Origin of the sequence: Pseudomonas sp. MYb327, assembly GCF_040438925.1 — a bacterium.
Taxonomy (GTDB): domain Bacteria; phylum Pseudomonadota; class Gammaproteobacteria; order Pseudomonadales; family Pseudomonadaceae; genus Aquipseudomonas.
The window spans coordinates 4,408,601-4,433,050 of record NZ_CP159258.1 but is presented as its reverse complement, the minus strand read 5'-3'; the positions used below and the strand labels follow the sequence as shown (position 1 = coordinate 4,433,050).

The window sequence follows — 24,450 nt, the reverse complement described above, 5'->3', positions numbered from 1 at the left end:
CTTCTTGCAAGATCATTAGCCTTAGTGTGGCTATTGCCCCGGACAGCCAATCTTTTTTATAGCCACCATTTAGGGCACTAATCACGTAGTATGTGCGCCGTTTTTCAAGCCTTGGCGGCCGACAAACTAATGCCGCGTCGTTGTTTGATTTTTCAATGCCGTCTCATAAGGACTGTTCACTGTGTCGCAAGATTCCCAAGGCAATTTGGAAGTGCCATTGCACGCCAACCACATCCATTTAAGAGAAAGCTTGCATTCACCGTCTGCACATTCTGGTGAATCAACTCATGAACTAATAGGCAGGATTGAAAGATCAATCGAGTATCGTCCAGACATTGACGGACTACGCGCTATTGCTGTTCTGCTGGTGTTGATCTATCACGCCGGATTTTCTTTTTTACCTTCGGGCTTCATCGGCGTTGACATTTTTTTTGTGATTTCGGGATTCTTGACCACATCAATTATTCTGAGAGCAATGGACAAAGGCTCTTTCACATTTTCCGGTTTTTACACACGCCGGATATGGCGCCTGCAGCCAGCGGTTATTGCCCTGATGGTTGCAACTATGGCTGTGGCAGCAATCTTCTATTTGCCTGACGACTTTGTCAGGTTTCTGAAAAGCGATAAAAGCGTAGCGCAATTTGTCTCCAATCAATTCTTCGCCAAGGAGACAACTGGGTACGCCACCCCGGATGCCGCCAATTTTCTTCTGCTACATACCTGGTCTCTCGCCATCGAGTGGCAATGGTATCTGGTCCTGCCGATAGGCCTTTGGCTGCTAAATCGGTACTTGTCTCCAACAATGCTTAAGGTTGTAGTGCTGTGCCTAACGCTGGGTGCAATGGTGCTGGCGTTTTACTTGACAAATAAAACTCCAGATAAAAGCTATTACTACTTCTCGGCACGAATCTTTGAACTGCTGATTGGCTCGTGCGCGATGTTACTTGGCTCGACAAAGTTCAGGCTGAATGCGGTTGCTTCGTCAGTCCTGGGTATCGTGTCGCTGGCTGTCATTGCTTACTGTGCTACCCGCTCAGACATTCTCCAACGCTTTCCGGATTACCACGCCCTTTTGGTATGCCTTGCAACCGCTGCCCTGCTTTATCGCGGCGTGGGTGAGAGCCTTTCCTTGAAAGTGCTGTCCTTTCCGCCACTTGTCTTCGTCGGAACCATTTCCTACTCGCTCTACCTGTGGCACTGGCCGATTTTGGCGACACTCAGCTATTTGGATATCAGCCTTACTTCAGAATGGAAGGTCGCGTATTTTGCCGCGACGTTTGTAATCGCTTTCTTGTCCTACGTTTTGATTGAAAATAGATTCCGCAAGTCTAAAGCGGGCCTTGTAAAAACCCTGATGATCCTGCTGCTGGTTCCGGTTGTTTGCATGTCGGTGCTTTACTCTGCAAGCAAAAAGCATGACGGCTGGCCAGAACGTTTCGGGACAGGCCCCACGGCTGTACTCAGTAAGCTCAAAGCGGCTGAAGCGCCCAACAGAAAACATTGCCTCGACGGAGTAAGTGATGGCTCTGACGTTCGCTGTGTAATGGGGGCACCTCAGGCAAAACCCCAGGCTCTGCTTATAGGTGATTCATTCTCTAATCAGCAGTGGGGCTTTGTGGATACCCTGGCAAAAGACGCGAATATTTCAGTGCTTGCACAAGCCTTCCCTGCATGCCTGACCCTGCCAAAGATTTATCTGTACAACTGGTGGAAGTACAAGGACAGGCTCTATACCGAGTGTCATGACACCAGCAAGCAATATTTCGACTTGATCGCCAAGAATCATTACAAGTACGTCATGCTCGGATTGATCTGGGAAAGTTATGTTGGCGATGGCGTCGTTACAAAGCTGGACGACCCACGCACTGTCGAGCTGTCGCGCCAGCGGTTTGAAGTAGCAATCAGGGATGCACTGGACGCAATTACGCAGTCCGGCGCCACGCCGGTATTCTTGAAAGCACCGTTTGCCATGCCGGCAGGTGTGAATGACTGCCTGTATCGCACTGTCAAATCGCGTGGCTTGACTGGCAATGATGAAGAAGTCAGCCAGTGCTCTTCTGCACCGTGGACAGCGAGTGAAGATCCATGGCTGACCAAGGTATTTACCGACCTCAAGTCAGAGTATTCAGACTTGATCATAATCGACCCTAAGAAAGTACAGTGCACGGACAGCACTTGCATGACAGCTATCGGGGGTGTGCCGGTGTATCGCGATATTGGCCACATCACCGACTACGCATCGTATAAATTTGGCGAGACATACCTACAGAAATACGGCAACCCATTGCTCCAAGCCAAATAGCACTATCGCAATACTGCGCCTCCTGCACTAGCCCAAGGTGCCTCCAGCTAGGGCAGGTAGGTATGCAGCAACCCAGTGTCACGATTCGGGGTGTGCGATCAATCCGCGACGAAAGCAGTGAAGGATTTTGATCGATCGGCAGGACGCCGGAGAGGATGTCGCTGAAACGTCACCGAGGCCTGAGTGAATCCACAACAACCTTCAGCAACGAATGAAAGCCCAGACACAGCGAAGCCCGCACTGGGCGGGCTTCGTTGGTGTCTCATTTGGTGGAGCCGGGGGGATTTGAACCCCCGTCCGCCAGTACTCCGCTGTCGGTACTACATGCGTAGCCGTGTCTATTAAGTTAACCCTCAGCGACCCGACGGGCAGGGTGCTTTGGGCGAGTTGTGTAAGTTTTAGCCGCTTCGTCCACAACGTACTGCACGGCGATTCTGTTCTATATGACAATCACTTTGGGTTTACAGACATCCCCTGATGATTGCTGGACCCGAAGGTACCAGAAGGGAAGGGCTAAGGCTGCTTACGCAGCGAGAGCGTATTCCCCGTAGGTTTCGTCATTGGCAACTATAAGAAGTTGCAACAGTGGATTTACGAGTTCTGTTACCAACTCGGCATGCACCTAAAGTTTCGCAACCGGCGTCGAATCCTAAACGGCCCCGAACTCATTGCTCGTGAATCTGATGAGCAACAAGCCTGCGTAGTCTACGTCAATGTGGCACGGAAGGCCAACCCGAAGGTTGGCCCTATCTGGTATCAATTCCGGGTAGGGTTGCGAATTTGCATTTTGGTGATGATGCCGGAGGTGACTTCGACGCAATCCTTGTCGTTACCGGCGGCCTGAGATGCTTTTGCTTTTGTCAGTGCAGCTTTTACAGTGTCCATTGTGCCTTCCGGAAGGGAAGGCGCGCTGTCCACGAAATCACTTATTTGTTGAATATTCGCGGTACACAGATCCTTATCCGCCGCAAACACCGGCGACGCCAACAGTGCAGCAGAAATGAACAATCCAGCCATTGCAGAGTGCTTCATGGGTATCTCCTTGCGCATGAGGGCTCGGTGCTGCCGGTGAATGGGGCGGCTGTCCGAGGTGGTTATAAGCCCGTTTACCGGGCCTAGCTAAATGACTATAGCCGCGCTTAGGAATTCGGTTTTTTTTTACCAAATCTGAACCTGTTGGAGCCGGCTTGCTGGCGATAGCGGATTTTCAGACCAGAGTTTTGTCGTCTGCTCAAACCTATCGCCAGCAAGCCGGCTCCAACAGGTATTGGGTTCCCGATTTTGACGGTCGTTTCAAGCCGAGCGCGCTTGCGTCACGCGGTCCACCAAATACACGAGCCCGTGGTAATCAATCCCGCCATGCTGGCTCAGGCCGATCTCACAGGTGCGACTGGTTGAAATGCCTTCGCTGCAATACTGCACCGCGTCTTTCAAGGTGCGCAGCGAATGTGCGTTCAGCTCGGGTGTGGTGAAACCCTTATCGCCCGCGAAGCCGCAGCAGTGAATGCCCTCGGGGATGACCACGTTTTTGCTGCATTTGCGCGCAAGGTCGATCAGCGCCTGGCTTTCGCCCAGATGCTGGGTGCTGCAGGTGACATGCACCGCGATCGGTGTGTCTTGCGGCGTGAAATCCAGTCGATCCATCAAGTGCGTACGAATGAAACGCACCGGGTCGTACAGGTCCAGGCGCACATCGCCAAGGTCCTGGGTCAGGCGCAAGGTGCAGGGGCTGGTGTCGCAATAGATCGGATCGAGTCCCCCGCGGCTAGCGTGAAGGAGGGCGCTGATCAGCTCTTGGCGTTTGTGTTCCGCCTGTTCGGCATAACCTTTGGAAGCGAACGGCTGGCCGCAGCAGAGGCTGTCCAGGTTGTCCGGGAACACCACCTGGTATCCGGCCTTTTCCAGCAAGCCACGGGTTTTGTCGTACAGCGACATTTGTTCTTTATCGCCGGCCGCGGGCCCCATGGCGCGAGAGACGCACGCAGCCAGATACACCACCCGCGGACGGTCGTCCGACACACTCGGACTGAAGCGGATCGCCCGTTCAGGCTGCGGCATGGCATTGCTCCACTGCGGGATTTGCCCTTTGGAAAGTCGCGTCACCGTAGCGGAAAGCTTTGCCAGTCGCGGCGCGCCCAGCAGCATCCGCGCACCATTCGCCACGTGCAGGGTGAAACGCGCACCTTGCAGTGCCGTGGCGAAATTTCCTTCCAGCCAGTTGGCGGTTTTCGTGTGCGTGGCGTGTAGGCCGCGAAGCTTTTTCACCAGCTCGCCGGTATTGATGCCTACCGGGCAGCGTTGGGCGCAAAGTCCGGTCGCGGCACAGGTATCGATGCCTTGATATTCATAGGCTGCCTCAAGCTCGCGGGTATCGACTCCAGCACGTTTTTTCGCCTGGATGTCACGCCAGATCACGATACGTTGGCGCGGGCTCAGGGTCAGTCCTTTCGACGGGCAGACCGGTTCGCAGAACCCGCACTCGATGCACTTGTCCACAATCTCGTCGGCGGCCGGCAAGGGTTTCAAATGCTTGAGGTGGATCTGCGGATCGTCGCTGAGCACCACGTCCGGGTTGAGGATGCCATTGGGGTCGAGCAGGCGTTTGAGTTGCCACATCAACTGGTAGGCGACGCTGCCCCATTCCAGCTCGACGAAAGGCGCCATGTTGCGCCCAGTGCCGTGTTCAGCCTTCAGCGAGCCGCCGAACTCAACCGCGACCAGTTGCGCAACGTCGTCCATGAACGCCTGGTAGCGTGCGACTTCTTCCGGGTTGTTGAAGCCTTGGGTGAAGACAAAGTGCAGATTGCCTTCCAGTGCGTGTCCGAAAAGGATCGCTTCGTCGTAGTGATGTTTGTCGAACAACTCGATCAGGCGGTTCACGCCAACGGCCAGTTGCTCCACCGGGAACGTCACGTCTTCGATGATCACCGTGGTGCCGGTTTTGCGCACCGCGCCGACGGCGGGGAAGGTGTCCTTGCGGATCGCCCAGAGACGGGCGTTTTCCAGCGGATCTTCAGTGAAGTCGATTCGCTTCTCCACCGGGAACGCAACCAGTGACGCCATGATCTGCGCCAGTTGTTCCTGCAGCAATGTGGACGATGCCGCACGGGATTCGATCAACAACGCACAGGCATTATTCGACAGGTGTTGTACGAAAGCCGGCATGCCTGGTTTTTTCTGAACCGAGCGCAGGCTTCGTCGATCCAGCAACTCCACGGCCGAAACGGGTTGGCTTTTCAGCACGGTGACCGCGTTGCAGCAGGTTTCCACATCCGGGAACACGATCAGCGCCGAGGCCTTGTTCGGGTGGTCGATCACCGTGTCATAGGTCACCGCGCTGATGAAGCCTAGGGTGCCTTCGGAGCCCACCAGCAAGTGGCTCAAGATATCCACAGGCTCGTCGAAATCCACCAAGGCATTGAGTGACAGGCCGGTGGTATTTTTCAGACGGTATTTGTGGCGAATCTTTGCAGCAAGTTCGGCATTGGCGCGGGTCTCGCGGCCCAAGGTCGCCAAGCGTTCCAGCAGCGTCGCGTGGCTTTGGCGAAACGCTGCGACACTGCCTGCATCTTCGGTATCGAGACGGCTGCCATCGGCCAGCACCAGACGGATGCCGGCCAGTGTGTGGTAAGTGTTTTGCGCCGTGCCGCAGCACATGCCACTGGCGTTGTTGGCAACGATACCGCCGATCTTGCAGGCGTTAATTGACGCCGGATCCGGACCGATCTTGCGCCCGTAGGGTGCCAGCCAGGCGTTGGCCTGGGCGCCAATCACACCGGGTTGCAAGCGAATCTGCGTGCCCTGGCCACGGATCTCGCGGCCGTTCCAGTTATCCCCAAGCACGATCAGCACCGAGTCACTGATAGCCTGGCCGGAAAGGCTGGTGCCAGCGGCGCGGAAGGTCACTGGAACTTGATCGCGCTGCGCCAGTTTCAGCAACGCCACCACTTCATCTTCGGACTCGACGCGGACCACCAGTTGCGGAATCAACCGATAGAAGCTGGCGTCTGTGCCGAAGGCCAGAGTCGACAAGGGATCGTCGAAACGACGCTCCTGAGGAATCAGTTTTTGCGCATCACGCAGGAACGCTGCCGGTAGACTCATTGGTCCTCCAGGATCAACACCACCAGGTCTTTCGGACCGTGGGCACCGTAGGCCAACACCTGTTCGATGTCGGCGGTTTTCGAGGGGCCGGACACCAGCAAGGCATTGGTCGGCATGCCTTGGGCCCATTCGAATTCTTGCTGCACCTGATAGAAGTTGTCGCGGATTTCGCTGGCCTTGAGCAGGGCGAAATGCACCGGTGGCGCCAGGCTCATCATGCGCGGCTCTTCCCGCGTCGGCCAGAGAATCAGGCTACCCGTCGCGGCGATTGCGCCGAGGGTGCCGGTCAGGCTGGCCGGGGTGTCGTTGAACAACTCGGCTTTCCATTCCTCAATCGGGCGAACGTAGGATTTGAGAGTAGGTAGCTCGGGATTTTTCGCCCAGTGCTGAGTGATGCGTTGGCCGTGAGGCGTAGTCGGTGCGATCAACAGGCTCGGTATCTGGCGATCCCGTAGTAATTGCGCCAACAGTTCTGGCCAGCCTTCACCGGATGTCAGATGGATTTCCGTATGCACCGCTTCCATCAATTTGCGCAACTGCGGGATGCGTTGTTCGGCGGTGTAAGTGTAGGGCTGAGTCACCAGTTCGACGTCGAAGTTGTCAGCCACCGGCGTGGTGCCTGTCAGACTTTTCCGCAATTTCGCCATGATGTTTTGTTTGGCGCTCATCAACGATCTCCCTGTTTGGCCAGATGCGCGCGAGCCATGTCGTGCAGTGAGCGCGTGGCGGGTTTTGGTGCGCTGTGGTTTTGCGTCCACGGGCCGACATTGCTTGGCGTCAGGGCGCGCAGGCGAGTAGCGAAGAAACCGAACAGGCGATACAGCGTCGGTGAGCTATTGAGTTTCGCCCAGGCGTTCCAGATGAAGCGTTCTTTGCGCGAGTACTTGCTGCCCTGACCACGCATCACTTGATCCGAGCTATCTGGCGCTTTGACGTTCTCTTCCCGCAGGCGACGCAACAGCGCAGGGATCGGAATTTTTACCGGACACACTTCACCGCAGGCGCCGCACAACGAAGAGGCGCTCGGGTGGTCCGGGACTTTCGCCAGGCCGACCATGTGCGGGGTGATGATTTTTCCGATAGGGCCGGGGTAAACCTCGCCATAGGCATGACCACCAATTCGGGTGTAGACCGGGCAATGATTCATGCACGCGCCGCAGCGGATGCAGTTCAGGGTCTGGCGCAACTCGCTGTCGGCAAAGGCCTGGCTGCGACCGTTGTCGAGCAACACCAGATGCACTTCCTGCGGGCCGTCGAGTTCATGCGCCTTGCGCGGGCCGGAGATCATGTTGACGTAGGTGGTGATCGGGATGCCCAGGGCCGAACGCGTTAGCAGCGACAGCAGCGGCACCACGTCGCGCAGGTTTTCCACGACCTTTTCGATACCAGTGACGGCAATATGTACCGGCGGGACAGTGGTGGTCATGCGGCCGTTGCCTTCGTTTTCCACCAGCAACAAGGTGCCGGTTTCGGCCACGGCGAAGTTGACGCCGGAGACGCCGATGTCCGCTTCGAAGAACTTCTGCCGCAAGACACGGCGGCCGATTTGAATGAGTTGGTCAACGTCCTTGGTGTATTCAACGCCAAGTTTGTCGTGGAACAAGGACGCGACCTGACCGGCATTCTTGTGGATCGCCGGCATAATTATGTGTGAAGGCTTCTCGTGGTCGAGCTGGACGATGTACTCGCCCATGTCCGATTCCAGACATTCAATGCCCTGTTCAGCGAGGACATGGTTCATCTCCATCTCTTCGCTGACCATCGATTTGCCCTTGATCACTTGCCGCCCCTCGTGAGCGCGGATGATCGAGAGGACGATGCCATTGGCCTCGTCCACCGTTTCCGCCCAGTGCACTGTCACACCGTTGCGGGTCAGGTTCTTTTCCAGCTGCTCGAGCAGGTCGGGCAGCTTCGATAACGCACGGGCGCGGACAGCGTTGCCCAGCGCTCGCAAATGTTCTCTTTCGTGGGCATCGTTAAAGGACGCGGCCCGTTTTGTCATCAGTGAATCCATCGCCTTGCGAAAGTTGCCTCGCAATTGCGCGTCACCCAAAGCCTCGTGAGCCCGAGTGCGGAAATCTTCTTCTACGGCGACTGTAGGAATAATCTCGGCGGCGCTCATCGGGCACCTCCGGTACGCTGCCAAAGGAAACTGGCCAGATGTTGGCCGCGCAGCGCTTCCTTCTGTTTTTCCAGTGAGCCGTTGATGTTCATCAGGCAACCGCAGTCGGCACTCAGTACCTTATGCGCGCCAGATTCCTTCAACGACCGGGTCTTGTCAGCCACCATCGCACCGGAAATGTCCGGCATACGGACGCTGAAAGTCCCACCGAAGCCACAGCATTCGCTTTCATGGCTATGGTCTACGCGCTCCACGTTGCTCAGTTGCGCCAACAACTCGCGACCGTGCAGGTGGGTATTCATTTCGCGGCGTGCCGAGCACGATGTGTGTAGCGCCACTTTAACCGGTTCGCCGTCGTCCTTGAGCTGCACTTTGCAGACAAACAACAGGAACTCGGCGAGTTCGTAGGTTCTGGCCGCCAATGCCTGGACCTGTTTCAGCGTTTCCGGCTCGTCCTTGAACAAGTCGGCATAGTGTTCGCGCAACATGCCCGCGCACGAGCCCGATGGCACCACCACCGGATAATCCCCGGCGAACAACGCCAGTTGCGAGCGCGCTACGGTCCGGGCCTGCTCGGTGTAACCCGAGGTGTAGGCCGGTTGACCGCAGCAGCTTTGCCCTTGCGGGTACTCGACACGGATGCCTTCACGTTCCAGCAAGTGGATCGCGTCCATTCCGGCTTCCGGGTAGAACAAATCCACTACGCAGGTCCCGAACAGGTAGACCCGTTGCGGTTTTTCCCTAGGATATTGCCGAGGCTCGGGCAGTGGCGGGGCGACACGGGTCGCATTCGGCACAGCGTTGTAAAAAAGCTCGCTCATCAGGCGTGTCTCCGGGTGGGCCCGGTTATCCGTCCGCTGAGGCCGCTGAATATAGAGAGATATTCTTTCAGCAGCCTTGCAGACCGGGTTGTGAATAGCTGACGCCGGAATCGTGGTCCGGCGTCGGTTTTTTTCCATATAGCGTGTGGCTCTTAGTGCACCAGCATGCCGGTGAACCAATAGGCTTGAGCCAGGGTGATCAGGCCGACGATCGTTGCGAAGAACAGGCTGTGCTTGAGGGTGAAACGGAACAGATCCGACTCCTTGCCCACCAGGCCAGTCGCCGCGCAAGCTACAGCGATCGACTGAGGCGAGATCATCTTGCCGGTCACGCCGCCGCTGGTGTTCGCCGCCACCAGCAAGGTGTCGTTGACGCCGATCTGGTGAGCGGTAGTGGCTTGCAGCGAGCTGAATAGCGCATTGGATGAAGTATCGGAGCCAGTCAGGAACACGCCCAGCCAACCGAGGAACGGTGAGAAGAACGGGAAAGCAGCGCCAGTGCCGGCCAGTACCAGCGCCATGGTCGATGACATACCCGAATAGTTGGTGACGAAGGCGAAGGCCAGCACCATGCCGATGGACAGGATGGGCCAGCGCAGCTCGTAGAAGGTCTCTTTCAAAGTGGTCAGACCAATTTTGATATTGATCTTCAGGATCAGCATCGAGATCAGCGCCGAGAAGAAAATCGCCGTACCGGTCGCGGAAATCGGATCAAGTTTGAACACCGCTGGAATGGCGGTCGGGTTAGCCACGATCGGCGCAACCTTGATCACCATTTGGTCCAGATGCGGGATGGCGAAATTGAACACCCAGCTGTACATCGAACCGCCGGCGGCAAACATGGCCTTGAACGGTTTCAGGGTCCAGATCGTCACGAGTACGGTGAGGATCAGGAACGGCGACCAGGCTTTGAAAATTTCACCCAGGCTGTAAGGCGAGGCCACGGTGGTGCGCTTCTGTCCGAAACCACCGGCACTGGCGGTGACCACGGAAGCCGAGACGGCACCGGCGATGTGTTGCCCGGCCGCGCGTTTTGGCTGCCAGACTTTCAGGAACAGCGTCAGGGAAATCAGGCTGGCCAGCGCCGAGGTGATGTCCGGCAGTTCCGGGCCGATGAAGTTCGAGGTGAAGTACTGGGTCACGGCAAAGCTCAAACCGGCGACCAATGCGGCTGGCCAGGTTTCGCGGACGCCGCGCAGGCCATCCATCATGAATACCAGCCAGAACGGCACAAACAGCGACAGCAATGGCAGTTGACGGCCAGTCATGGCACCGATCTTGAACGCGTCGATGCCGGTCACTTGTCCGGCGACAATGATCGGAATGCCGAGGGCGCCGAACGCGACGGGGGCGGTGTTGGCGATCAGGCACAGGCCTGCGGCATAGAGAGGATTAAAACCCAGTCCCACCAGCAGGGCGGCGGTAATCGCCACCGGCGCACCGAAACCGGCTGCACCTTCGAGGAAGGCACCGAAGCAGAAACCGATCAACAACACTTGCAGGCGTTGGTCGTCGGTGATCGACAGTACCGAGCTGCGGATCACTTCGAACTGGCCACTCTTGACCGTCAGTTTGTAGAGGAATACAGCCGCCACGATGATCCAGGCGATAGGCCACAGGCCGTAGGCGAAACCATATCCGGCGGCGGCAAACGCCATGTCGACCGGCATCTGGAAGGCAAGGATCGCCACCAGAATCGACAAGGCCAGCGTGATGCTACCGGCGACATGTCCCTTGAGGCGGAATACGGCCAGGGCCAGGAAGAAAAACACGATGGGAATGACGGCCGCGAGCGCGGACAGGCCAAGGCTGCCGAGCGGGCTGTAGAGCTGTTGCCAGGTTTGCATATGGGGTGGCCCCTAATTGTTGTTGGTCAGGCACTGAGCAGCGTTTTTGGATAATTGGTAATACCAATTTACAATCGCTGTTGGCTAGGGTAAAAGCGTTGGAGGCGGTGTGTCAATTTGCCGCCCTAAAACTTTTGTCGAATGGCTGAACCGTCAAGTCATCTGGCGCGCTTGGATAAATGCTGTGTGGCAGATGCCTATGTAGCGTCGATAGGCCAGAATAGAGGCCCGGCGAGCGGCCGGGATCGTGGAGAAATCGAGTTATGGGGTTTGATCAAATTCGTCAGCGCCGTTTGTCTGACGATATTGTCGAGCGGCTTGAGGGCATGATCCTCGAAGGCACGCTGAAGGCGGGTGAGCGCTTGCCGGCGGAGCGCGTATTGGCCGAGCAGTTCGGCGTATCACGCCCATCGTTGCGCGAAGCCATTCAGAAGCTGGCGGCCAAGGGTCTACTGGTCAGCCGTCAGGGCGGCGGCAATTACGTGGTGGAATCCCTGGGCACGACCTTCAGTGATCCCTTGCTGCACCTGCTGGAAAGCAATCCCGAGGCGCAGCGAGACCTGCTGGAATTTCGTCATACGCTGGAAGCGTCCTGCGCCTATTACGCCGCTATGCGGGCCACGGACGTGGATCGCGAGCGGCTGACCGCAGCGTTCAACGAACTGCAGGACTGCTATTCGCGCTACGACGAAGTGAGCCGGGTGGAGGAGGGCGCGGCGGATGCGAAATTCCATCTGGCAATCGCCGAAGCCAGTCACAACGCTGTGTTGTTGCACACCATTCGCGGGTTGTTCGACCTGCTCAAGCGTAACGTTGTGACCAACATTGGCGGCATGTACAAACAGCGCACCGAAACTCGCGACATGCTGATCACCCAGCATCGGGAGTTGTACCTGGCGATTATCGAGGGCAGGGCGGAACAGGCGCGGGAAGTGTCCAGTCGACACATTCTGTATGTTCAGGAAGTGCTGGAAGAAGTGCGTCAGGAAGTGCAGCGCATGGCCCGGGCGGAGCGGCGCAAGGGGATGTAGCTGTAGTGGCGAAACTCAATGGGCGAGGGAGCTTGCTCCCGCTGGGGTGCTAAGCGGCTCTGGTTTTTAGTGTCGCAATGACGATACATCGGCGACTGCTGCGCAGTCGAGCGGGAGCAAGCTCCCTCGCCACGAAGCAGTGATCAGGCCGGAAGATTAGTCTTCCTTGCCCTTGTTCCGCACCGCACGCTGCAACTCGCGACCGGCATCGCGTTCGCGCTCGGTATCACGCTTGTCGTATTCCTTCTTGCCCTTGCCCAGAGCGATCTCGCACTTGACCATGTGCTTGCTCCAGTACCAGGACAGGCAGACGCAGGCATAGCCTTTTTGCTGCACCGCAGCGGCGAGCTTTTCCAGCTCGCGCCGATTGAGCAGCAGCTTCCGCGTGCGGACCGGGTCGGCAATGACGTGAGTGCTGGCGGTCGTCAGAGGCGTGATGTGACTGCCAAGCAGCCAGGCTTCGCCATCCTTGAGCAGCACATAACTGTCAACCAGTTGTAGCTTGCTTGCCCGCAGACTTTTTACTTCCCAGCCGGCCAGGACCAGACCAGCCTCGAACTTATGCTCGATGAAGTAATCGTGTCGCGCCTTTTTATTTTGCGCGATGGTCCCTGTTGGGTGTTTCTTCTGTTTAGCCATAGGGGCGGCATTATAGGGAGTTGCAAGCGAGTCGGCTACGGTGTTGCTGCGTGCTTGAGCAGGTTGATTGAATCCCGGACAATGCGCGCTCTTTTTTGAATGCTTGGTCGTAATAACGATGTCGACAGACAAGGTCTCTGTCCACGGCAGTTGGGCTAGCCGCTGGGTCTTCATACTCGCCGCGACCGGTTCGGCCGTGGGCCTGGGTAGTATCTGGAAATTCCCCTACATGGTTGGCGTCTACGGCGGCGGCGCCTTCGTGCTGATGTTCCTGGCCTGCATCGCGATGATCGGTATGCCGGTCATGCTGGCGGAGACCTTGATCGGCCGACGCGCCCGACAGAGTCCGGCCAATGCCCTGAAGGTACTGGCGCTGGAGGCTGGGCACTCGGGCAAATGGTCCTGGGGTGCGTTTGCCGGGATGATCACGGCATTGCTGATTCTATCTTTCTATAGCGTAGTCGGCGGCTGGTCGCTGGACTACATCATCGACATGGGGCGTGGCGACTTCCAGGGGGCAACTCCCGAACAGGTGGGCGCTTACTTTGGCAATGTGATCGCCGACCCATGGCGCCTGACACTTTGGCATACGATTTTTATGCTGCTGTCGGCCGTGGTGATCGCCAAAGGCGTGGTTGCCGGGCTGGAGCGTAGTCTGCGGATCATGATGCCGCTGCTGTTCGTGATGGTGCTGGTGTTGCTGGGGTACAGCATGACCACCGGCCATTTCATGGAGGGCGTGCATTTCATGTTCGACTTCCAGCCGGAAAAAGTCCTCGACGGCTTGCTGCCGGCCATGGGGCACGCGTTCTTCTCCCTTAGTGTCGGCGTTGGTTCGATCATGATCTATGGCGCTTATATGCCAAAGACTTCGTCAATTTCAGGCACTATCGTCGGCGTGGCACTGCTCGATACCTTCGTTTCCCTGGTGGCTGGTCTGGCACTGTTTCCGATTGTGTTCGCCGCCGGCCTGAACCCGAGCGAAGGCCCTGGCCTGATGTTCGTGAGCCTGCCCTTTGCCTTTGGTAACGTAGCGCTCGGTCAGTTGATGGGCGTAGTGTTCTTCGTACTGGTCGCGATTGCTGCCTGGAGTTCGGCGATTTCCCTGCTGGAGCCGATGGTGGCGTACCTGGTCGAACGCACGAAAGTCAGCCGGGCCTGGGTCACCCTCTGGCTGGCCTTCATCTGCTGGTTTGTTGGCTTGGGTACTGTGTTTTCCTTCAATATCTGGAAGGAGGCGAAGTTCTTCGTGAACGAAGGCGGTTTGTTTCACCTCTATCAATGGGGCGCAACCGGCGGCCTGGATTTCTTTGGCGTGATCGATTTCTTTACCTCGCGAATCATGTTGCCACTCGGTGGTTTGTGCTTCGTGGTGTTTGCGGGCTGGGTGATGGGCCGTGATGCGGTGCGCGACGAACTGTCGATCCGCAATCCCCTGTTGTTCGCCCTGTCCTTGTTCTTGATGCGCTATGTGGCGCCCATCGGCATTCTTGTAGTGTTTGCCGCCCAGCTGTGGAAGTGACGCTTACATGACGACACACATTGCACGTTCTGCCCTGCTGCCGTATCCGGCACAAGCGCTGTACGACCTGGTCAACGACGTGGCCCGCTATCCGGAATTTCTGCCGTGGTGTTCATCGGCCGAAGTGCTCGAAAGCTCTCCTGAACATATGCGCGCCAGCGTTGGGGTGGCCAAGGGTGGGCTCAGTCAGAAATTCGTGACGCGCAATGCCCTGGTTCCCGGGCAGTCCATCGAGATGAATCTCGAAGAGGGACCATTCACTCAGTTGCATGGCGTCTGGGTGTTCAAAGCGTTGACCGATAAGGCTTGCAAGATCAGCCTGGACCTTTCTTTCGATTACGCTGGGCCGATTGTTCGCGCGACCTTGGGGCCATTGTTCAATCAAGCGGCCAATACGCTGGTCGACGCGTTCTGCCAGCGCGCCAAGCAAATATATGGTTGATGTGTTGATTGAGATTGAGGTGGTCTATGCCGCCGTTGATCGCCAGGTCCTTCTGCCGGTGGCAGTGCCAGCAGGCACGACCGTTCGCGCGGCGGTGTTGAAGTCCGGTATGGATCAGAGATTTACTGAGTTGGATGTGGCTCAGTGCCCGTTGGGAATCTTCGGTAAGGTCGTCGTAGATCCAGACAGTCGTTTGGTCCAATCGGGGGATCGCATCGAGATTTATCGGCCGTTGCTGGCAGATCCGAAAGAGGTTCGCCGTCTGAGGGCGGCCAAGGCTGCCGAGGCAAAGGCCCGGAATCAATAATTCATCAGCGCCAGGCAATAAAAAACCCGGAAATTCCGGGTTTTTTATTGCGTCACAAATTATTGCGGCGAGGTGTCCAGCGGTTCTGGCGTTGGGACTGGAACGGTTTCTACACCGTCGACGTCCTTTTGGATCTGATCCAGCAACGAACCTGGCTTGACCGGTTTTTCTGGCTTCGGCTTCTCGACGTTTTCAGCGGGGGCGGTCACTGTAGTACCACTGTCCTTACCGAGAATGGCTTCGTCGCGGCTCACGCCTGGCATGAAATCACCAGAGAGGCTGACAAGCTGGTCATTTGGGTTGAAGATAACGCTAATGCGTTCTTGTTGGCGTTCACCGCCACCCGGTTGCAGGCTGTACAGATAATCCCAGCGATCGGCATGGAACGTGTCAGTCAGCAGAGGGTTGCCCATGATAAACCTTACTTGCTTACGGGTCATTCCCGGGCGTAACTGGTCTATCATGTCCTGCGTGACGACATTGCCCTGCTGGATGTCGATTTTGTAAACCCCGGGGAATGAACAACCGGCGAGTGCGAGCAGTCCCACAAAGGTGAAACTGGTTAGCAAGAGCTTGGTGTTTTGCATCGGTGGGCGACTTCCACTATCTTGGCTGGGACAACGTAAACGCCGATCATACCCGCATTAAGAGAAGCTGCGAAGCAGCATCGCGAGAAAGCTGACCATGGTTGAAAATAGCGAACTACGCAAAGCCGGCCTCAAAGTGACCCTGCCACGGGTCAAAATTCTGCAAATGCTCGATTCCGCCGAGCAGCGCCACATGAGTGCCGAGGATGTCTACAAGGCACTGATGGAGGCTGGCGAGGACGTCGGTCTGGCCACGGTTTACCGTGTACTGACTCAGTTCGAGGCAGCTGGCCTTGTGGTGCGGCACAACTTCGACGGAGGCCATGCGGTCTTCGAACTGGACGACGGCAAGCATCACGACCATATGGTCAACGTCGAGACCAGCGAAGTGATCGAATTCTTCGACGAAGAAATCGAACGCCTGCAGAAAGCCATCGTCGACAAGTACGGCTTCGAGATGGTTGATCACAATCTTGTGTTGTACGTACGCAAGAAAAAGTAAGCATGTCGCGCGACCGCAAGGTTCGCGAAACGAACGAAGGCGACCCCAGGGTCGCCTTCGTGCTTTCTGTCGATCTTATATTTTCGCGGTAACGACCATTTTCTTGGCGTGAGCCAGGGATTCCTTGGTCAGATCGATGCCGCCCAGCATCCTGGCCACTTCTTCGACACGATCGTTTTTGCTCAGTTTGGATACGGCCGTGCGGGTGGCATCCTCGCCGCGCACTTTGTGAACAAACAAATGCTGATGGCCCTGCGCCGCCACCTGTGGCAAGTGCGTCACCGTCAGAACCTGCCCGCGCTCGCCGAGACGGCGCAGCAACTGGCCGACGATTTCGGCGGTAGGACCGCCGATACCAACGTCCACTTCGTCGAACACCAAGGTCGGTACGCGAGAGGTTTGTGCTGTGATGACCTGGATCGCCAGACTGATTCGCGATAGTTCACCGCCCGATGCCACCTTCGCTAGCGCTTTTAAAGGCTGCCCCGGGTTGGCGCTGACCAATAGTTCGACCTGTTCCAGTCCGTTCGGCAACAGTTCGGTGCTGCTGTTGGGCCGCAGTTCAATGGCAAAGCGCCCGCCGGGCATGCCCAGACGCTGGATCTCTTGCTCCACCGCGCCGGCCAGGCTACTGGAGGCTTGATGACGCAGGTCGCTCAGTTCTCGAGCCTTCTCCTGATAATGACGGGCGTAAGACGCCAGCTCATCACTCAGTCGCTCGATGGATTCGTCGTTGGCGTTCAGGGTTTCGATTTCATCCAGTAGCCGCTGTTGCATCTCCGCGACCTCGGTCGGCTGAATACGGTGTTTGCGCGCCATGGTGTAAATCGCGTCGAGACGTTCTTCCAGATATTGAAGGCGCGCCGGGTCTGCGTCGAAGTTATCCAGGAAGCGGTTCAGCTCGCCCACGGCTTCTTCAACCTGGATCTGCGCGCTGGTCAGCAAGCTGCTGGCTTCGCCCAGCGCACCAATCGAGTTGTTCACGCTCGACAGGCGATTGAGACTGGCGGTGAGGGCATTCAGCACATTGCCGGAATCACTTTCGCTGCATTGTTCGACCACTTGCCGGCAAATGCCCAGCAAGGTTTCGGCATTGGTCAGGTTCTTGTGTTCGTGTTCCAGTTGCTCCAGTTCGTTCTCGCCGAGGCCAAGGTTTTCGAGTTCTTCAAGCTGATAACTGAGCAACTGATGGCGTGCTCGCTGTTCATCGCCGGAGTTGGAAAGACGCTCCAGCTCCTGGTGCGTCTGGCGCCAGCGCTGTGCGGCCAGTTGCACCTGGCGGGCGAGGTCCGTAGCGCCGGCATACTCGTCGAGCAGGCGCCGGTGGGTGTCGGTCTTGAGCAGGGATTGGTGTTCATGCTGACTGTGGATATCGATCAGCAACTCGCCGAGTGCCTTGAGGTCGCCGAGCGGGCAGGGTGTTCCGTTGATGTAGCCGCGCGAGCGCCCTTCAGCCGTGATCACCCGGCGCAGGATGCACGGGCCATCGTTTTCCAAATCACGCTCGGCTAGCCAGGTACTGGCCTCGGGAATATCCGCAAGATCGAAGGTTGCCAGGATGTCGGCCTTGTCTGCGCCGGGGCGCACCACGCCGCTGTCGGCGCGATCGCCCAGGGTCAGGCCCAGGGCGTCGAGCATGATCGACTTGCCGGCGCCGGTTTCGCCTGTGATGACGCTCATCCCACGATCGAGTTCGAGGTCGAGATGTTCAACGATGGCGTAGTTGTGTACGGACAGGTGCACCAGCATAAAGGCCGCTCCCAGGCTTTAGGTCTGGTTATTTATACAGTGTTTTGTTTCTGGCTGACAATGCCTCTCGTTAGCTCGATTTGCTTGATCCGACGAAATCCATAGTGCGCTCTGGAATGACAATTCAGGTGTTTTTGTAGGGTTATGTTTGGTTGCCCCCTTGAAGCCTGATTTTGCGGCCCCATATAGCTGGGCAGAAGCGCGAGTTGAGCTCGCGGACGATATTGAAAGGAGAATTCTATGGCTGACGAACAGACAGTGGATACGCAAAATCTAGACGCCGATCAGGCTCCCCAGGCTTCGGGTGATGACCTGGCGGCTCGTGTACAAGTGCTCGAGGAGCAACTGGCAGGCGCGCAGGATCAGGCTTTGCGTGTAGCCGCCGATCTGCAGAACGTCCGCCGTCGCGCCGAGCAGGACGTGGAAAAGGCGCACAAATTCGCGCTGGAAAAATTCGCCGGCGACTTGCTGCCGATCATCGACAGCCTGGAGCGTGGCCTGGAGTTGTCGAATCCGGATGACGAAAGCATCCGTCCGATGCGCGAAGGTATCGAGCTGACCCTGAAAATGTTCCAGGACACCCTGAAGCGTTATCAGCTGGAAGCGATCGATCCGCATGGCGAACCGTTCAATGCCGTTCTTCATCAGGCAATGGCCATGCAGGAAAGCGCCGACCTTGAGCCGAACAGCGTGCTCAAGGTGTTCCAGAAGGGCTACCAGCTCAACGGTCGCCTGCTGCGCCCTGCGATGGTCGTGGTTAGCAAGGCTCCTGCGCCGGTTTCGCCTTCGATTGATGAGCAGGCTTGAAATTAGCCGCAAGGCCCCCATTTAGAAGTCAAGCGGTTAAGTGCTACCGCAGTTAGCCACCACTGCTGCGGCAACCAAATCCAAAGTTTCGGGAGAGTGAACATGGGCAAAATTATCGGTATCGACCTGGGGACTACCAACTCCTGCGTCTCCGTACTTGAAAACGGCGTAGCCAAAGTTATTGAAAACGCCGAAGGCGCGCGCACCACGCCGTCGATCATCGCTTACGCCAACGATGGCGAAATCCTGGTCGGTCAATCCGCCAAGCGTCAGGCAGTAACCAATCCGCACAACACCCTGTACGCGGTGAAGCGTCTGATCGGTCGTCGTTTTGACGAAGAAGTGGTTCAGAAAGACATCCAGATGGTCCCTTACAAGATCGTCAAGGCTGACAACAGCGACGCCTGGGTAGAAGTGAACGGCCAGAAAATGGCTCCGCCACAAATCTCGGCTGAAATTCTGAAGAAAATGAAGAAGACTGCCGAAGACTACCTCGGCGAGCCAGTGACTGAGGCGGTAATCACCGTTCCGGCCTACTTCAACGACAGTCAGCGTCAAGCTACCAAGGACGCCGGCCGCATCGCTGGTCTGGACGTAAAACGTATCATTAACGAACCAACCGCGGCTGCTCTGGCTTACGGTATGGATAAGGCCAAAGGCGATCACACCGTGATCGTTTATGACCTGGGCGGCGGTACTTTCGACGTTTCCGTGATCGAAATCGCTGAAGTTGATGGCGAGCACCAGTTCGAAGTATTGGCCACCAACGGCGATACATTCCTGGGCGGTGAAGACTTCGACATTCGTCTGATCGACTACCTCGTCGACGAATTCAAGAAAGAAAGCGGCATGAACCTCAAAGGTGATCCGCTGGCGATGCAGCGCCTGAAAGAAGCCGCTGAAAAAGCCAAGATCGAGCTGTCTTCTGCTCAGTCGACCGACGTGAACCTGCCGTACATCACTGCAGATGCAACCGGTCCTAAGCACTTGAACGTGAAAATCTCCCGCGCCAAGCTGGAAGCGCTGGTTGAAGACCTGGTTCAACGCACCATCGAGCCATGCCGCATCGCTCTGAAAGACTCCGGTATCGACGTTGGCGCCATCAACGACGTGATCCTGGTCGGCGGTCAGACCCGTATGCCACTGGTTCAGAAACTGGTGACCGAGTTCTTCGGTAAAGAAGCTCGTAAAGACGTCAACCCGGACGAAGCGGTTGCCATGGGTGCTGCCATCCAGGGCGCGGTACTGGCCGGTGACGTGAAAGACGTTCTGCTGCTCGACGTCAGCCCGCTGACCCTGGGTATCGAAACCATGGGCGGCGTGATGACTGCGCTGATCGAGAAAAACACCACGATTCCTACCAAGAAATCGCAAGTGTTCTCGACTGCCGACGACAACCAGGGCGCGGTGACCATTCACGTACTGCAAGGTGAGCGTAAGCAGGCTGCACAGAACAAGTCCTTGGGCAAGTTCGACCTGGCCGAGATTCCACCAGCACCACGTGGCGTGCCACAAATCGAAGTGACCTTCGACATCGACGCCAACGGCATTCTGCACGTAGGCGCCAAGGACAAGGCTACTGGCAAAACCCAGTCGATCGTGATCAAGGCCAACTCCGGTCTGTCCGACGAAGAAATCGAGCGCATGGTGCGTGATGCCGAGGCTAACGCCGAGGAAGACCGCAAGTTCGAAGAGCTGGCTGCTGCCCGTAACCAGGGTGATGCACTGGTTCACTCGACTCGCAAAATGGTCGCTGATGCCGGCGATAAAGTGAGCGCTGAAGAGAAGACCGCAATCGAAGCTGCTGTAGTTGCCCTGGAAGCTGCCGTCAAAGGCGACGACAAGGCTGCTATCGACGCGAAGGTTGAAGAGCTGTCCAAGGTCTCCGCGCCAGTGGCTCAGAAGATGTATGCCGAACAGGCTCAGCCTGCTGAAGGTGCGGCACCGCACGACGAAAAAGCTGAAAAGGCTGACGACGTTGTCGATGCCGAGTTCGAAGAAGTCAAAGACCACAAGTAAGTTGTTGGTCGGCCGGTTGACTGCCTTGCGGCGGTGACTGGTAGGATGTCGCCGCGCGGGAGCTTGCTCCCGCGTTGGCGTGTCTGGAATACGCGAATTTTTACAGCGTGCGACAACGTTCGCGTGCTGCTGGCATGGCCGGGAATGCTCCTGCTTTCCGAGCTGAAAGTGCCAATCGAATCAAAGACCAGGATCGTTGAATTGACGTGAGTTGGGTCCGGGCCTGTATTGGGGCTCAACGAGTTTGACGAGGCTCAGGAGAGGTTTGTCGAACGTCCTCAAGAGTGCAAAAGACTTATGGCAAAGCGTGACTATTACGAAGTATTGGGTGTTGAGCGAGGCTCAAGCGAGGCGGACCTGAAAAAGGCCTACCGTCGCCTGGCGATGAAGCACCACCCGGACCGTAATCCCGATGACAAGGCGTCGGAAGAGATGTTCAAGGAGGCCAACGAGGCCTACGAAGTGCTGTCCGATTCCAGCAAGCGTGCGGCGTACGACCAGTATGGCCATGCCGGTGTCGACCCGAGCATGGGTGGCGGCGGCGCCGGTTTCGGCGGTCAGAACTTCTCCGACATCTTTGGCGATGTCTTCAGTGACTTCTTCGGTGGCGGTCGCGGTGGTTCCCGTGGAGGTGCGCAGCGCGGCAGCGACCTGCGTTACACGTTGGAATTGAATCTGGAAGAAGCGGTGCGCGGCACGACCGTGAATATCCGCGTTCCGACGCTGGTCAACTGCAAGCCATGCGACGGCTCGGGCGCGAAGAAAGGTTCTTCGCCGGTGACTTGCCCGACTTGTGGTGGCATTGGCCAGGTGCGCATGCAGCAAGGCTTTTTCTCGGTGCAGCAGACCTGCCCGCGTTGCCATGGCCAGGGCAAGATCATTTCCGATCCATGCGATTCCTGCCACGGCGAAGGTCGTGTCGAAGAGTACAAGACCCTGTCGGTGAAAGTGCCGGCCGGTGTCGATACCGGTGACCGCATTCGCCTGTCCGGCGAAGGCGAAGCGGGTGCCCAGGGAGGTCCGACCGGCGACCTGTACGTGGTGATCAACGTTCGTGAACACGCAATCTTCCAGCGTGACGGCAAGCATTTGTTCTGCGAAGTGCCGATCAGCTTCGTCGACGCGGCACTCGGTGGCGAGTTGGAGATTCCGACCCTTGATGGTCGGGTCAAACTGAAGATTCCTGAAGGGACTCAGACCGGCAAGCAGTTCCGTGTGCGCGGTAAAGGCGTTGCGCCTGTGCGTGGTGGCGGTGCCGGTGACTTGATGTGCCGTGTGGCGGTCGAGACCCCGGTTAACCTGAGCCGTCGTCAGCGCGAAATGCTTGAAGAATTCCGCAGCTCGCTGGCGGACGACAACAGCCATTCGCCGAAAACCACAGGCTGGTTCGAAGGCGTGAAGCGCTTCTTCGGCGATTTGTAAGGAGGCAGGCATGCGACGTATAGCTGTGATGGGCGCCGCCGGGCGCATGGGCAAGACTCTGATCGAAGCCGTTCAGCAAGCACCGGGCGCAGGTCTGACTGCTGCGGTTGATCGTCCTGACAGTACGCTGGTCGGTGCGGATGCCGGTGAACTGGCTGCACTGGGTCGTATTGGTGTGCCGCTGTCTGGTGACCTGAGTCGCGTAGTTGACGAGTTCGATGTGCTGATCGACTTCACGCACCCGACCGTGACCCTGAAGAATCTCGCGTTCTGCCGCAAGCACAACAAGGCGATGATCATCGGCACGACTGGCTTCAGCGTTGAAGAGAAGCAGTTGCTGGCAGAGGCGGGGAAGGATATCCCGATCGTCTTCGCGGCCAACTTCAGCGTGGGTGTAAACCTGTGCCTGAAGCTGCTCGACACTGCTGCTCGCGTGCTGGGTGACGACGTTGATATCGAGATCATGGAAGCTCACCATCGGCATAAAGTCGATGCGCCGTCAGGTACGGCCGTGCGCATGGGTGAAGTGATTGCCGATGCACTGGGTCGTGATCTGAAGAAGGTCGCGGTTTACGGTCGCGAGGGTCAGACCGGTGCTCGTGAGCGCGAGACGATCGGTTTCGCCACTGTGCGTGCCGGTGACATCGTCGGTGATCACACCGTGCTGTTCGCCGCTGATGGCGAGCGTGTCGAGATCACGCACAAGGCTTCCAGTCGCATGACCTTCGCCAAGGGTGCGGTACGTGCTGCATTGTGGCTGGACGGGCGTGAGCCTGGCCTTTACGACATGCAAGACGTGCTCGACCTGCGTTAAGATGCACCCGCAACCGGGCTCGCGCACAGCGTTTGAGCCCGGTTTTATTCCGCCAAGCGACGTCCTGTCGCATTCTCCAGCCTTTAAGGCTCATTGGCGGTAGACCAAAAATGCCTTTTTCTGTAAGCTACAGCTTTAGTGTGTCCACTAAAAGCGCGCAGAATAATTCAGTGAAGAAGCGGGGTGACGTGTCCATACGTCACTCCGCTTTTTTACAACCTGCGATCGCCCTTTCAGGCTTTATTTACGGGAGGTCTTCTTGACTAAGCCAGCCATACTCGCCCTTGCTGATGGCAGCATTTTTCGCGGCGAAGCCATTGGAGCCGACGGTCAAACCGTTGGTGAGGTGGTGTTCAACACCGCAATGACCGGCTATCAGGAAATCCTTACCGATCCTTCCTACGCCCAACAGATCGTTACCCTGACTTACCCGCACATCGGCAACACCGGCACCACGCCGGAAGACGCCGAGTCCAACCGCGTCTGGTCTGCTGGCCTGGTCATCCGTGACCTGCCACTGGTTGCGAGCAACTGGCGTAACACCATGTCCCTGTCCGATTACCTGAAGGCCAACAATGTTGTGGCCATCGCCGGTATCGACACCCGCCGCCTGACGCGCATCCTGCGTGAAAAAGGCGCGCAGAACGGCTGCATCATGGCCGGCGACAACATTTCCGAAGAAGCTGCCATCGCCGCCGCCCAGGGCTTCCCTGGCCTCAAGGGCATGGACCTGGCAAAAGTCGTCAGCACCAAGGAAAGCTACGAGTGGCGCTCGACTGTCTGGGATCTGAAAACCGACAGCCACGCGACCATCGACGCGTCTGAGCTGCCGTACCACGTGGTTGCCTACGACTACGGCGTCAAGGTGAACATCCTGCGCATGCTGGTCGAGCGCGGTTGCCGCGTTACCGTGGTGCCTGCTCAAACCCCTGCTGCTGACGTGTTGGCGCTGAAGCCGGACGGCGTGTTCCTATCCAACGGCCCTGGCGATCCGGAGCCTTGCGACTACGCGATCCAGGCGATCAAGGATGTGCTGGAGACCGAGATTCCGGTATTCGGTATCTGCCTCGGTCACCAGTTGCTGGCCCTGGCCTCCGGCGCCAAGACCCTGAAAATGGGTCATGGTCACCACGGTGCCAACCACCCGGTCCAGGATCTGGACACCGGCGTTGTGATGATCACCAGCCAGAACCATGGTTTTGCGGTAGACGAAGCGACCCTGCCAGCCAACGTTCGTGCGATTCACAAATCGCTGTTCGACGGCACCCTGCAAGGCATCGAGCGTACCGACAAGAGCGCCTTCAGCTTCCAGGGTCACCCTGAAGCCAGCCCTGGCCCGAACGACGTAGCGCCATTGTTCGATCGCTTCATCAACGAGATGGCCAAGCGACGCTGATCGCTTGCCCTGATGTA

20 protein-coding genes and 1 other RNA gene are annotated in these 24,450 nt (G+C 57.4%); 11 read left to right on the top strand and 10 right to left on the bottom strand.

Features of this window, described 5'->3' with window-relative positions; genetic code table 11:
• Positions 1-181: 181 nt before the first annotated feature.
• Positions 182-2,302 carry an acyltransferase family protein gene (locus tag ABVN21_RS20020; RefSeq protein WP_339554925.1) on the top strand — a complete coding sequence of 707 codons (2,121 nt, stop codon included), beginning with the start codon at positions 182-184 and terminating at the stop codon, positions 2,300-2,302.
• A gap of 267 nt (positions 2,303-2,569) precedes the next feature.
• Here the strand turns inward: ABVN21_RS20020 and ssrA are convergent.
• The 7 genes from ssrA to ABVN21_RS19985 form a co-directional block, all read right to left on the bottom strand.
• Positions 2,570-2,963, bottom strand: a transfer-messenger RNA (tmRNA) gene (ssrA, locus tag ABVN21_RS20015).
• A 95-nt stretch (positions 2,964-3,058) separates the two neighbouring features.
• Positions 3,059-3,334 (bottom strand): hypothetical protein, encoded by a 276-nt coding sequence (locus ABVN21_RS20010; protein WP_339554926.1) that lies wholly within the window; start codon positions 3,332-3,334, stop codon positions 3,059-3,061.
• A 261-nt stretch (positions 3,335-3,595) separates the two neighbouring features.
• Positions 3,596-6,406 (bottom strand): FAD-binding and (Fe-S)-binding domain-containing protein, encoded by a 2,811-nt coding sequence (locus tag ABVN21_RS20005; protein WP_339554927.1) that lies wholly within the window; start codon positions 6,404-6,406, stop codon positions 3,596-3,598.
• Positions 6,403-7,074 (bottom strand): lactate utilization protein, encoded by a 672-nt coding sequence (locus tag ABVN21_RS20000; protein WP_339554928.1) that lies wholly within the window; start codon positions 7,072-7,074, stop codon positions 6,403-6,405. The genes ABVN21_RS20005 and ABVN21_RS20000 overlap by 4 nt, the downstream gene beginning before the upstream one ends.
• Positions 7,074-8,528, bottom strand: coding sequence for a LutB/LldF family L-lactate oxidation iron-sulfur protein (locus ABVN21_RS19995; protein WP_339554929.1), 1,455 nt, complete (start codon positions 8,526-8,528; stop codon positions 7,074-7,076). Before ABVN21_RS19995 ends, ABVN21_RS20000 begins: the two co-directional genes overlap by 1 nt.
• Positions 8,525-9,349: a (Fe-S)-binding protein gene (locus ABVN21_RS19990; protein ID WP_339554930.1), complete on the bottom strand. Its 825-nt coding sequence runs from the start codon at positions 9,347-9,349 to the stop codon at positions 8,525-8,527. The genes ABVN21_RS19995 and ABVN21_RS19990 overlap by 4 nt, the downstream gene beginning before the upstream one ends.
• A gap of 152 nt (positions 9,350-9,501) precedes the next feature.
• Positions 9,502-11,196: a lactate permease LctP family transporter gene (locus tag ABVN21_RS19985; RefSeq protein WP_339554931.1), complete on the bottom strand. Its 1,695-nt coding sequence runs from the start codon at positions 11,194-11,196 to the stop codon at positions 9,502-9,504.
• A gap of 263 nt (positions 11,197-11,459) precedes the next feature.
• Between ABVN21_RS19985 and ABVN21_RS19980 the strand changes: the two genes are divergently transcribed.
• Positions 11,460-12,227 (top strand): FCD domain-containing protein, encoded by a 768-nt coding sequence (locus ABVN21_RS19980; protein ID WP_339554932.1) that lies wholly within the window; start codon positions 11,460-11,462, stop codon positions 12,225-12,227.
• 156 nt (positions 12,228-12,383) lie between these two features.
• Here the strand turns inward: ABVN21_RS19980 and smpB are convergent, their stop codons facing one another.
• Positions 12,384-12,866 carry an SsrA-binding protein SmpB gene (gene smpB, locus ABVN21_RS19975; protein WP_007933497.1) on the bottom strand — a complete coding sequence of 161 codons (483 nt, stop codon included), beginning with the start codon at positions 12,864-12,866 and terminating at the stop codon, positions 12,384-12,386.
• Positions 12,867-12,984: 118 nt separating this feature from the next.
• Here smpB and ABVN21_RS19970 point away from each other — a divergent pair, with 118 nt between their 5' ends.
• The 3 genes from ABVN21_RS19970 to ABVN21_RS19960 are packed head-to-tail and all read left to right on the top strand — an operon-like array spanning position 12,985 to position 15,137.
• On the top strand, positions 12,985-14,388 hold the full coding sequence (locus ABVN21_RS19970; protein WP_339554933.1) for a sodium-dependent transporter: 1,404 nt from the start codon (positions 12,985-12,987) through the stop codon (positions 14,386-14,388).
• Positions 14,389-14,395: 7 nt separating this feature from the next.
• On the top strand, positions 14,396-14,830 hold the full coding sequence (locus ABVN21_RS19965) for a type II toxin-antitoxin system RatA family toxin (protein WP_339554934.1): 435 nt from the start codon (positions 14,396-14,398) through the stop codon (positions 14,828-14,830).
• Positions 14,823-15,137 carry an RnfH family protein gene (locus tag ABVN21_RS19960; RefSeq protein WP_339554935.1) on the top strand — a complete coding sequence of 105 codons (315 nt, stop codon included), beginning with the start codon at positions 14,823-14,825 and terminating at the stop codon, positions 15,135-15,137. Before ABVN21_RS19965 ends, ABVN21_RS19960 begins: the two co-directional genes overlap by 8 nt.
• 59 nt (positions 15,138-15,196) lie before the next feature.
• Here ABVN21_RS19960 and ABVN21_RS19955 read toward each other — a convergent pair whose 3' ends face one another.
• Positions 15,197-15,724, bottom strand: coding sequence for an outer membrane protein assembly factor BamE (locus ABVN21_RS19955; protein ID WP_034148348.1), 528 nt, complete (start codon positions 15,722-15,724; stop codon positions 15,197-15,199).
• Positions 15,725-15,821: 97 nt separating this feature from the next.
• Between ABVN21_RS19955 and fur the strand changes: the two genes are divergently transcribed.
• The gene (gene fur / locus ABVN21_RS19950; RefSeq protein ID WP_003197684.1) at positions 15,822-16,226 is read left to right on the top strand and encodes a ferric iron uptake transcriptional regulator; all 405 of its coding nucleotides are present in this window, start codon (positions 15,822-15,824) and stop codon (positions 16,224-16,226) included.
• A gap of 75 nt (positions 16,227-16,301) precedes the next feature.
• Here fur and recN read toward each other — a convergent pair whose 3' ends face one another.
• Positions 16,302-17,975, bottom strand: a complete 1,674-nt coding sequence (gene recN / locus ABVN21_RS19945; protein WP_339554936.1) for a DNA repair protein RecN — start codon at positions 17,973-17,975, stop codon at positions 16,302-16,304.
• A 240-nt stretch (positions 17,976-18,215) separates the two neighbouring features.
• Here recN and grpE point away from each other — a divergent pair, with 240 nt between their 5' ends.
• The 5 genes from grpE (at position 18,216) to carA (ending at position 24,433) form a co-directional block, all read left to right on the top strand.
• A complete protein-coding gene (gene grpE, locus ABVN21_RS19940; protein ID WP_339554937.1) occupies positions 18,216-18,782 on the top strand; it encodes a nucleotide exchange factor GrpE in 567 nt (188 codons plus the stop codon).
• A gap of 102 nt (positions 18,783-18,884) precedes the next feature.
• Positions 18,885-20,801 carry a molecular chaperone DnaK gene (gene dnaK / locus ABVN21_RS19935; RefSeq protein ID WP_339554938.1) on the top strand — a complete coding sequence of 639 codons (1,917 nt, stop codon included), beginning with the start codon at positions 18,885-18,887 and terminating at the stop codon, positions 20,799-20,801.
• A gap of 297 nt (positions 20,802-21,098) precedes the next feature.
• Entirely contained in the window at positions 21,099-22,223 is a 1,125-nt protein-coding gene (dnaJ, locus tag ABVN21_RS19930) for a molecular chaperone DnaJ (protein WP_339554939.1), read from the top strand.
• A gap of 10 nt (positions 22,224-22,233) precedes the next feature.
• Entirely contained in the window at positions 22,234-23,037 is an 804-nt protein-coding gene (gene dapB, locus ABVN21_RS19925) for a 4-hydroxy-tetrahydrodipicolinate reductase (RefSeq protein WP_339554940.1), read from the top strand.
• 259 nt (positions 23,038-23,296) lie between these two features.
• Positions 23,297-24,433 (top strand): glutamine-hydrolyzing carbamoyl-phosphate synthase small subunit, encoded by a 1,137-nt coding sequence (gene carA / locus ABVN21_RS19920; RefSeq protein WP_339554941.1) that lies wholly within the window; start codon positions 23,297-23,299, stop codon positions 24,431-24,433.
• The last annotated feature ends 17 nt before the right edge of the window (positions 24,434-24,450 follow it).